Raw genomic sequence first — 9,027 nt, forward strand, 5'->3', positions numbered from 1 at the left:
GGTGGCGGGGTGGCGGGTGGCCGGCTGGTCGGGTGGGCCGGCGGCGGGCACTCCGGCAGCGGCTGCGCGGGGCGCCGTGATGCACCGGTCGGGTCAGCGGCGGCGGGCCCGGGCCGACCAGCGTCCGTCGGCCCGGTCGATGACGAGCGGGTGGTCGAACGCCCCCGACACGAGGTCGGACGTCAGCACGTCGTCGGCCGGGCCGGTGGCGAAGATCCCGCCGTCGCGCAGCAGCAGGGCGTGCGACGTGCTGCTCGGCAGGTCCTCGAGGTGGTGGGTGACGGTGACCGAGGCCATCCCGGGGTGGATCGTGCGCAGCTCGTCGACGGTGTCGAGCAGGTGTTCCCGCGCCGCGACGTCGAGTCCCGTGGCGGGTTCGTCGAGCAACAGCAGGGCCGGCTGTGAGACCAGGGCGCGGGCGATCAGGGCCCGACCACGTTCGCCCTGGGACAGGACGCTCCACCGTGCCGACATGCGGGACGAGAGGCCGACGCTCGCGACGAGGTCGACGACCCGCGCCTCCTGCTCGTCGGTGGGGGACCAGCGGGGCACCGGGTCGCTGCTGCCGGTGAAGCCGCTCAGCACGACCTCGCGCACGGTGTTGTCGCCCACCATGCGGTGGCGGGGGTCGACGTGGCCGATGTGACGGCGGAGCTCGCTCAGCTCGACGCGTCCGAGGCGTCGGCCGAGGACGTCGACCGTGCCGGCGCTCGGATGGCCGAGCGCACCGCACAGCGTCAGCAGCGTGGTCTTGCCGGCTCCGTTGGGGCCGATCAGAGCCCAGTGCTGGCCGGCCTCGACTCGCAACGACACGTCGTGCAGCAGATCACGACCGCCCCGGGTCACCCGTGCGTCGACGACGTCGAGCACGGGCGGCGCCGGGGCGGCCGCGGGAGGAGCTGAGGTCACGCGCGGTAGATGCCCGCCTCGCGCACCTGGTCGAACAGGCCCTGGAGGCGCGCGGGCTGCTCGCGCACGGCGGCGGCGGCCGCCTCGGCGTCGTCCGCCTTGACGGCGTCACGGAACGCGACGGTGAACGCGTGGGCCTGCGGGTAGTCGAAGATGCCGTTGGCCGACGGGCGACGCAGCAGCAGCAGGAGGCGCGGGCCGGTGTTCGACCACAGGCGCGTCAAGGACTCGCTGTCGGCCGCGGCCAGCAGGATCTCGTTGGCCCGTACGAGGCCCGCGATGTCTTCTTCCTTCTTCGCCTTGAAGGCCTTGGCCCGGGTGTCGAGCAGGCCGACGACCTCGGCACGCTGGGCCTTGTCGAGCTTGGGCACGGCCCGCTCGACGAAGAGCGACCAGACGGCGTAACCGACGTCGACGGTGTCGACGAACTCGCCGTACGAGGGGTCGACGATGCGCGTGTAACGGTTGGCCTCGATGTCGACCAGGGCCTGGTCGGCGAGCTTGGCGATGGCCTCGCGGACGGGCGTGCGGGAGACGCCGAGCCAGGCGACGAGCTGGTCGTCGTTCAGGCGTTCGCCGAACTCGAGGGTGCCGTCGATGATCGCGGCGAACATCTTGTCGTAGACGACGTCGCGCAGCAGGCGGCGGGGAGCGGGAGTCTGGTCGTCGTTCTGGGGGATCGGCATCGGGGGCCTCCGTCGTGTGTGCGGATGGGTGGCGACGGTCGTCGGTGCGGGGCACCGCGGTCGGTCGGGTTCGTCGACCCGGCCCTGAACCGGTCGCCGACATGTCGAGCATAAACCCGTGGGCTGAGTACGTATGGGTGATCCGGAGTTCTAGATTCGCGATGCGCCGACCCGCACGACCGTCCGGCCTCGGGTCCGACCCGCCAGGATCGCCTCGCCGGCGTCCACGACGTCGGCCAGGGCGACCTCGTCGGTCATCGAGTCGAGCAGGTCGAGGTCGAGGTCTCGCGCCAGCCGGTCCCAGGCACGCTGCCGCAGCTCGAGCGGGGCGTCCACCGAGTTCACGCCGGCCAGGGTCACGCCCCGCAGGATGAAGGGCAGCACCGTCGTCGGCAGGTCGGCCCCCTGGGCGAGCCCGCACGCCGTCACGGTGCCGCCCCAGCGGGTCTGTGCCAGGACGGTGGCGAGGGTGTGGCTGCCGACCGAGTCGACGCCGCCGGCCCAGCGGGCCCGCTGCATCGGCTTGCCCGCGCCGGACAGCTCGTCTCGGTCGATCAGGGTGGAGGCCCCGAGCGAGCGGAGGTAGTCGCCCTGCTCGGCGACGCGACCCGAGGAGGCGCTGACCGAGTACCCGAGGCGGCTCAGCACCGCGATCGCCACCGACCCGACGCCTCCGGCCGCCCCGGTCACCACGACGTCGCCGTCGTTGGGGCGGACGTCGCGTTCGAGCCGGAGGACGCTGAGCATCGCCGTGAACCCCGCCGTGCCGATGGCGGCGGCACGCCGAGCATCGATGCCGCGGGGGACCAGCACGGCGCTGCCCGGGTCGACCACGACGCGCTCGGCGAAGCCGCCGGGCCTGGTCTCGCCGTGGCCGGCACCGTTGACGAGCACCTCGTCGCCCGGTGCGAAGCGTGGGGAGCCCGAAGAGGCCACGACGCCGACCAGGTCGATGCCGGGCACGAGTGGATCGACCCGGGCGACCCCGGGGTCGCCGCTCAAGGCGAGCCCGTCCTTGTAGTTGACGCCGGACCAGGTGACGTCGACGACGACGTCACCCGGCCCGGCGACCGGTTCGTCGAGCTCTCTCAGCTCGGCGGCCCTGCCCTTCTCGACCACGATCGCACGCATGGGACCGAGGCTACGCGGGCGCGATCAGGCGAGGCCAGGGGAGGTCAGGGGCGGTCGACGGGGCCGGACGCCCCGGCCTTGCCCCCGAGGAAGCCACCCAGCGCGCTGACGAGGTCGAGCCCCGTCGTGGCCTTCACGACGTCCTGCAGCTGCGTCATGTTGTTGGCGACGGACTTGGTCAGCTCGTTGGCGCCGTCGGTGGAGACCACCGTCAGAGCGTCGATGTTGCCCATCGGGGCCGCCATCTCGCGAGCGATCTCGGGCAGACGCGAGATGACCTGCGACGCGAGCGCCGCCTGGCCGAACTTGCCCTGCGCCTCGGCCAGGGCGTCGACCGCCTCGGCCTCGGCGAGACCCTTGGCCTTGATCGCCGCGGCTTCGGCCCGACCGGCGGCCTCGACCGCCGCGGCCTCGTTCTCGGCCGCGTTGCGGGCGGCGTCGGCGAGCTGGGTGCGGCGGAACGCCTCGGCCTCGACGGCGGCGTTGGCCGCGTCGCGCTCGGCCTCGGCGTTCTGCACCGACGCGTAGGCCGCGGCCTCGGCGGGCTGACGGACCTCGATGTTGAGTCGCTCCTGGTTGACCTTGGCCTGCTCGGCGACGGCGATGCTCTCTTGCTCGGCGACCAGCTTGTCTTGCATGGCCCGGGCGAGCTCACCCGCGGCGGAGGCCTCGGCCTGTGCCCGGTCGGTCTCGGCCTTGATCTGGGCCTGGCGCACGTCGAGCTGCAGCTGGCGCTCGGCCGTCTGCTGGGTGTTGCCGATGCGGGCCAGGGCGGCGATGCGCTCGGCCTCTGCCTCGGCGACGTCGGCGTTCTGCTTCGCGACGGCCGCCTCGGCGCGACCACGGTCGGCCAGGTAGGTGCTGCCCGGCGTCTCGATCTCGCGGATGTTCATCGTCTCGATCTGGAGGCCCAGCTCGGCGAGCTCGCCCTTCGTCTCGTTCACGGCGTCGGCCGCCAGGCGCGAGAAGTTCTTGACCAGGTCGTCGACCGGCTGGCCGCCGATGAGACCGCGGATCGACCCCTCGAGCGACTGCTGCACGATGACGGGGAGCTGCTGCTGCTGCAGCAGGTAGCGCTGGGCGGCGCGGCGCACCCCGTCTTCGGTGCCGGTCACCTTGAAGTTGACCGTCGCCTTGACCGCGGTGCGGATGTAGTTGGCGTCGATCGCCTGCACCTCGACCGGGGTCTGGTACTGCTCGAGCGACAGCTTGAAGCCCTCTTGGAAGATGGGCCAGACGAAGGTGCGGCCACCGATGATGACCTTCTGCGGGCTCAAGATGCCCCCGCCCTCGGATCGTTCGGCGCCACGGCCGACCACGATGAGCGCCTCGTTCGGCGGGACGCGGCGGACGCGGCTGGCGACGAACGACAGCAGGGCGAGCACGATGACGACGGCGACGACGATGGCGACGACGCTGACGTTGGAGGAGATGAAGTCCACGGGGCTTCCTTTCAGTTGGTCTGGGGATCACGCGACGCGGAGGCGTCGTCGGCGTCGAGCGCCTCGACCTGCACGCGCGGGCCGTTCTCGGCCACGACGCGGACGCGGACGCCGCGCTCGATGCGCGCGTCGCTGGTCGCGAGCCGCCGCTCGAGCTCGCGGACGTCGTCGAGCCGCACCTCGCCGCCGGCCGGACCGGTGGCCTCGGTCGTGACGCCGACGAACCCGACGGGCGACCAGTGGCCCCCGCTCTCGCGGCGCGTCACGCGGCGGACGACGAGCTGGATCAACACGAGGGCGACGAGCGCCATGCCGACGGCGACGGCGTACGTCCACCCCGACGCGAGGTCGGTCTGTGACGTGACGACCCCGGCGAGCCCGAAGATGGCCAAGGCCGCGCCCAGGGCGACGCCCGAGACGAGCCCGTCGCCGACGTCGAAGACGTCGAGCAGGTCGCCCACGACGATGCTGACGAGCAGGAGCAGGAGTCCGATCGCCCCCACCACGATGAACGTGATCATGTGTCGAGCCTGTCAGAGTCCGTCCGTGCGCACATCGCCTGAGCGACGGACCCCGGGATGACGCCGGAGTGGCCGGCCCCGGGGACGAGCCGACGACGGTTCCGCAGGACCCCGCCCACGACCTGTCCGACCCCCGACCCCCGCTCCCGTCAACCGAAGAGGATCGCGGCCTCGTCGTAGCGGTTCTGTGGGACGACCTTGAGGCTGTCGAGCGCCTCCTCGAACGAGACGTGGACGATCTCGGTGCCTCGCAGGGCGACCATGCGGCCCCAGCGCCCCTCGACCACCGCGTCGCTCGCCGCCATGCCGAGCCGTGTGGCGAGCACGCGGTCGTACGACGTGGGCGTGCCGCCGCGTTGGATGTGCCCCAGCGTCGTGGCGCGGGTCTCGATGCCCGTGCGCTCCTCGATGACGGGGGCGAGGCGCTCGCCGATGCCGCCGAGGCGCGGTCGGCCGAAGGCGTCCAGGCCGCGCTCGGAGTGCACGTCGCTCTCGTGGTCGGGCACGAACCCCTCGGCGACGACCACCAACGGTGCGCGCCCCCGGTCGTAGGCCGACTGCACCCACTCGACGATCTGGTCCATGCTCGTCGCCTGCTCGGGGATGAGGATCGCGTGGGCACCGGCGGCCATGCCCGAGTGCAGGGCGATCCAGCCCACGTGTCGGCCCATGACCTCGGCGACCATGCAGCGGCTGTGCGAGTCGCCGGTGGTGCGCAGGCGGTCCATGGCGTCCGTGGCGATCTGGACCGCGGTGTCGAAGCCGAAGGTGTAGTCGGTCGCCCCGAGGTCGTTGTCCACGGTCTTGGGCACGCCGACGATCTTGAGGCCGGCGTCCGTCAGCCGCTTGGCCGCGGCCAGCGTGCCCTCGCCGCCGATGGCGATCATGGCGTCGATGCCGAAGCGCTCCATGTTCTCGGCGATGCGGTCGACGCCGCCGTCGCCCTCGAACGGGTTCGTGCGACTCGTCCCGAGGATCGTGCCGCCCTGCTTGGCGATGCCCTGGATCTCTTTGCGGGTGAGGGGCATCACGTCGCCGTCGACGACGCCGCGCCAGCCGTCGCGGAAGCCCACGAACTCTTGTCCGTGGATCTGCGTGCCCTTGAGCACGGCACCGCGGATGACCGCGTTGAGACCGGGGCAGTCGCCACCGCTGGTGAGGATTCCGATTCGCATCGAGGGGCTCCATCGCATCGAAGGGCCCGATCGACGGGCCGAGGTCGAGACCCATCATGGACCACGAGGAGGCGCGGCACCTGTCCACGGGGCCGGTCGCCGCCCTGCCCGGTCGCGCAGGCGGCCGTACTACCCTCGCCTGCATGAGCAACGAGCAGCCGGGGCGTCCGCCGTCGCCGTGGGCACGCTTCGCCCGGCCGACGCCGACCGAGCCCGACCGGGGCGAGTTCCCGTTCGGTCCGCCTCGCCCGGTGCACCCCGAGGCGGGCGTGACCGATCGCGGCTGGCCGCTCGACCCCTCCGGCGCACCGTCGATGCCCGCGACGCGACAGCAGCAGCCGTTCTTCCCGCAGCCCACCTCGACACGGCCCGTCGGCGGGCAGCCCGTCGGCGGGCAGTCCGCCGCGCCGACGTGGGACTCCGACGGTCGCCAGGTCTGGGCGCCGCCGCCCGGGTCCACGCCCGACACCGTCTCCGCGCCCGACGCCCGGCCCGAGAACGCGGGCCTCGGCTCGTACTTCTTCCCCGCCGACGACGACTGGTCGTCAGCGCCGCCCCGTACCGACGACGAGGGCCGTGGTCTCGCGATCGCGTCGATCGTCTTCGGCGTCTTCTTCGCGCCCCTCGGCCTGGTCTTCGGCATCGTGGCCGCTCGACGCGCCCGGGCCGCCGGCCGACCGGCCACCCTCGCCCTGACCGGCATGGTGATCGCCTCGATCGTCATCGTCCTGAGCCTCGCGTACGCCATCGCGGCACTCGACTACTACTCGCAACTCGCGACGGCCTGCGCCCAGCTCGGTCCGGGCGACTACGTGAACGGCGACGGCCAGACCGTCAGCTGCGGCTGATCCGGCCGGCCACCGCACGGCATGCGCCCCGCGCGTTACCGTCCGCTGGCCGACACCGTGCGGGGACCGACACCGGACGCGGGTCGGCGGGGGCGCGAGCCGTCCCGCACGACCCGCGCCGCGCCTCCTCGGCTAGAGCGAGACGGTGCCGGTGTCGGCGACGTTCTTCGGGTGTCCGCCGGTCACGGCCGCCTTGGCGTACTTGAAGAGGGTGACGGCCTTCGGCTCGTTGCTGACCCAGTACTCGGCCGTGTCGACGTCGACCTCGAGCAGGGCGACGGTCGGGTCCTCGCGGCCCTTGTCGAACCAGGCCTCGGCGCCGGTCGTCCAGAGCTCGTCGATGAGCGCGGAGTCCTTCACGATCGACGCCTTGCCCGCGAGCGACAGGTAGCCCTTGCCGGTCTCGACGGCGACGTTCACCTGCGGGTGCGCCTTGACGTCGTCGACCTTGGGGGAGGGGTCGCGCGTGAAGAAGTACACCTTGCCGTCGAAGTCGCGGTCGACGAGTGCGAGGGGGCGGCTCACGAGGTGGCCGTGGCTGCTCTGCGTGGTGAGGATGCCGATGCGGCCCGCGTCGAGGACCTCGCCGATCTTCTTGGTGTCGTTGGTCTCAGTCATGCCGGGGACCCTACGCCGGAGCCCCGACCGAGGTCACAGCACCGGGGGTCCGTCGGTCGTCACCGCGCCGGGGCCCCGTCGGCGGTGAGGACCGAGGAGGCGCGGTGCCGGTCGCAGGTCACGTCGCCTCGTGCCCCGCACCCGTCGCAGGCGACGAGTTGCACTCGGCACTGCACGTCGACGCAGTTCTGCATGCGACTGGTCGCGGTGCCGCAGACCTCGCAGCGACCGATCACGGCCGCGTGGTCGCTGAACTCGACCGAGCCGCGACCGTCGAAGACGTAGAGCGAGCCGTCCCAGAGGCCGTCGTCGCCGAAGCGCTCGCCGTACCGCGCGACGCCACCGTCGAGTTGGTAGACCCGTGAGAAGCCGCGGGCCGTCATCAGCGACGAGAGCACCTCGCAGCGCACCCCGCCCGTGCAGTAGGTGACGACGGGCTCGTCCTTCAGATGGTCGTAGCGTCCGCTGTCGAGCTCGGCGACGAAGTCGCCGGTGGTGTCGACGTCGGGCACGACGGCCCCGCGGAACCGCCCGATGCGGGACTCGAACTCGTTGCGTCCGTCGAAGAACGTGACCTGTTCCCGGGCGACCAGCTCGTGCAGTTCGTCGGGCGACAGGCGCTCGCCGGTGCCCACCACGCCGTGCTCGTCGACCTCGAGCTCGTCGGGGGCGCCGAACGTGACGAGCTCGTCGCGCACCTTGACGGACAGCCGGGGGAAGTCGTCCCCCGTGCCCTCGCTCCACTTCACCTCGAGCGGGCGGAAGGGGGCGTACTCGTGGGTGCGGCGCAGCCAGCGTTTCACCTCGGGCAGGTCGCCGCCGAGGGTGCCGTTGATGCCGTGGCGTGACACGATCACCCGCCCGGTGAGCCCGTGGGCCTCCGCCAGTTCGCGCTGCCAGAGCCGCACCGCGTCGGGATCGGCCAACGGGGTGAACAGGTAGAACAGGACGATCTTGGGTGTGGCCACCGGTTCACTGTAGTTGCACCTCATCCCCCTGGGTGCTGGCGACACGAGGCATGCATGCCTCATCATGGGATGAGACATGCCACGCGCCACCGAGAGGTCACCATGCCCGTCCCCGCCACCGCACGACCCGTCATCCCGCGCCGGCTGCACAAGGACGCGGTCTTCGACCATCTGCTCGCCGCCGTGTTCGACGGCACGTTGTCACCGGGGGAGCGCCTGCGCGACGTCGACCTCGAACGGTGGCTCGGCGTCTCGCGCACGCCCATCCGGGTCGCCTTGGCGAAGCTCGGCGACCTGCGACTCGTCGAGACCACCTCCAAGCGGGCGACCCGCGTCGTCGTGCCCTGCGCCGCCGAGGCCGCCGACCTGTTCGCCACGGCCTGCGCGATGGTCGCCGCCGAGGCCGACGGGCTCGTCGCGACGTCGGACGACCCCGATCGGGCCCGACTCGCGGCCGAGCTGCGGGTGGTGGCAGCGAGCGGCGCGGGTGCCGAAGGGGCCGGGGCTGCCGGCCGTCTCGCCGAGCTGGTCGGGCCGATGGCCGACGCCCTCGACCGGGGGCTTCCCGGCGGGCTGGCGGCCGAACGGCTGCGCCTCGTCGGCCTGCCGTTGCGTCACCACCTGCGGGCGCTGCCGACCGGGCTGCCGACCGGGCTCGCCCGCGCCCTCGACCTCGCCGCCGCGGCCGTCGAGCGGGCCGACGCTGCGGGTGTCGTCGAGGCCGCGCGC

Annotated in this window: 10 protein-coding genes; 2 read left to right on the plus strand and 8 right to left on the minus strand. The window is 72.5% G+C overall.

Features of this window, described 5'->3' with window-relative positions; genetic code table 11:
* Positions 1 to 93 precede the first annotated feature (93 nt).
* The 6 genes from SZ60_RS12875 to SZ60_RS12900 all read right to left on the minus strand — a co-directional run bounded on the left by SZ60_RS12875 (position 94) and on the right by SZ60_RS12900 (position 5,864).
* Positions 94 to 909, minus strand: coding sequence for an ABC transporter ATP-binding protein (locus SZ60_RS12875; RefSeq protein ID WP_197073568.1), 816 nt, complete (start codon positions 907 to 909; stop codon positions 94 to 96).
* Positions 906 to 1,595 (minus strand): GntR family transcriptional regulator, encoded by a 690-nt coding sequence (locus SZ60_RS17545; RefSeq protein WP_052505395.1) that lies wholly within the window; start codon positions 1,593 to 1,595, stop codon positions 906 to 908. Before SZ60_RS17545 ends, SZ60_RS12875 begins: the two co-directional genes overlap by 4 nt.
* A 150-nt stretch (positions 1,596 to 1,745) precedes the next feature.
* The gene (locus tag SZ60_RS12885; RefSeq protein ID WP_043596532.1) at positions 1,746 to 2,726 is read right to left on the minus strand and encodes an MDR family oxidoreductase; all 981 of its coding nucleotides are present in this window, start codon (positions 2,724 to 2,726) and stop codon (positions 1,746 to 1,748) included.
* A gap of 44 nt (positions 2,727 to 2,770) precedes the next feature.
* Complete coding sequence (locus tag SZ60_RS12890; RefSeq protein ID WP_043596533.1) at positions 2,771 to 4,168, minus strand: SPFH domain-containing protein; 1,398 nt, start codon at positions 4,166 to 4,168, stop codon at positions 2,771 to 2,773.
* Positions 4,169 to 4,179: 11 nt separating this feature from the next.
* Complete coding sequence (locus SZ60_RS12895; protein ID WP_043596535.1) at positions 4,180 to 4,689, minus strand: NfeD family protein; 510 nt, start codon at positions 4,687 to 4,689, stop codon at positions 4,180 to 4,182.
* Between the two features lie 149 nt (positions 4,690 to 4,838).
* Positions 4,839 to 5,864: a 6-phosphofructokinase gene (locus SZ60_RS12900; protein ID WP_043596536.1), complete on the minus strand. Its 1,026-nt coding sequence runs from the start codon at positions 5,862 to 5,864 to the stop codon at positions 4,839 to 4,841.
* Between the two features lie 143 nt (positions 5,865 to 6,007).
* Between SZ60_RS12900 and SZ60_RS12905 the strand changes: the two genes are divergently transcribed.
* Positions 6,008 to 6,712 (plus strand): hypothetical protein, encoded by a 705-nt coding sequence (locus SZ60_RS12905; protein ID WP_156155606.1) that lies wholly within the window; start codon positions 6,008 to 6,010, stop codon positions 6,710 to 6,712.
* Positions 6,713 to 6,844: 132 nt separating this feature from the next.
* Here SZ60_RS12905 and SZ60_RS12910 read toward each other — a convergent pair whose 3' ends face one another.
* Positions 6,845 to 7,330 (minus strand): pyridoxamine 5'-phosphate oxidase family protein, encoded by a 486-nt coding sequence (locus SZ60_RS12910; protein WP_043596539.1) that lies wholly within the window; start codon positions 7,328 to 7,330, stop codon positions 6,845 to 6,847.
* Positions 7,331 to 7,389: 59 nt separating this feature from the next.
* Positions 7,390 to 8,298, minus strand: coding sequence for a rhodanese-related sulfurtransferase (locus tag SZ60_RS12915; protein ID WP_043596540.1), 909 nt, complete (start codon positions 8,296 to 8,298; stop codon positions 7,390 to 7,392).
* A 102-nt stretch (positions 8,299 to 8,400) separates the two neighbouring features.
* On the opposite strand from SZ60_RS12915, the gene SZ60_RS16635 reads away from it, so the two are divergent.
* On the plus strand, positions 8,401 to 9,027 hold a 627-nt coding region (locus SZ60_RS16635), incomplete at its 3' end, for a GntR family transcriptional regulator (RefSeq protein WP_052505396.1).

Source organism: Frigoribacterium sp. MEB024, assembly GCF_000878135.1.
GTDB lineage: Bacteria > Actinomycetota > Actinomycetes > Actinomycetales > Microbacteriaceae > Frigoribacterium.

Bases quoted from the DNA above. Each gene is read 5' to 3' on its own strand.
- SZ60_RS12885 (WP_043596532.1), bottom strand. From the start codon at position 2,726: ATGCGTGCGATCGTGGTCGAGAAGGGCAGGGCCGCCGAGCTGAGAGAG.
- SZ60_RS12895 (WP_043596535.1), bottom strand. From the start codon at position 4,689: ATGATCACGTTCATCGTGGTGGGGGCGATCGGACTCCTGCTCCTGCTC.
- SZ60_RS12900 (WP_043596536.1), bottom strand. From the start codon at position 5,864: ATGCGAATCGGAATCCTCACCAGCGGTGGCGACTGCCCCGGTCTCAAC.
- SZ60_RS12905 (WP_156155606.1), top strand. From the start codon at position 6,008: ATGAGCAACGAGCAGCCGGGGCGTCCGCCGTCGCCGTGGGCACGCTTC.
- SZ60_RS17545 (WP_052505395.1), bottom strand. From the start codon at position 1,595: ATGCCGATCCCCCAGAACGACGACCAGACTCCCGCTCCCCGCCGCCTG.
- SZ60_RS12910 (WP_043596539.1), bottom strand. From the start codon at position 7,330: ATGACTGAGACCAACGACACCAAGAAGATCGGCGAGGTCCTCGACGCG.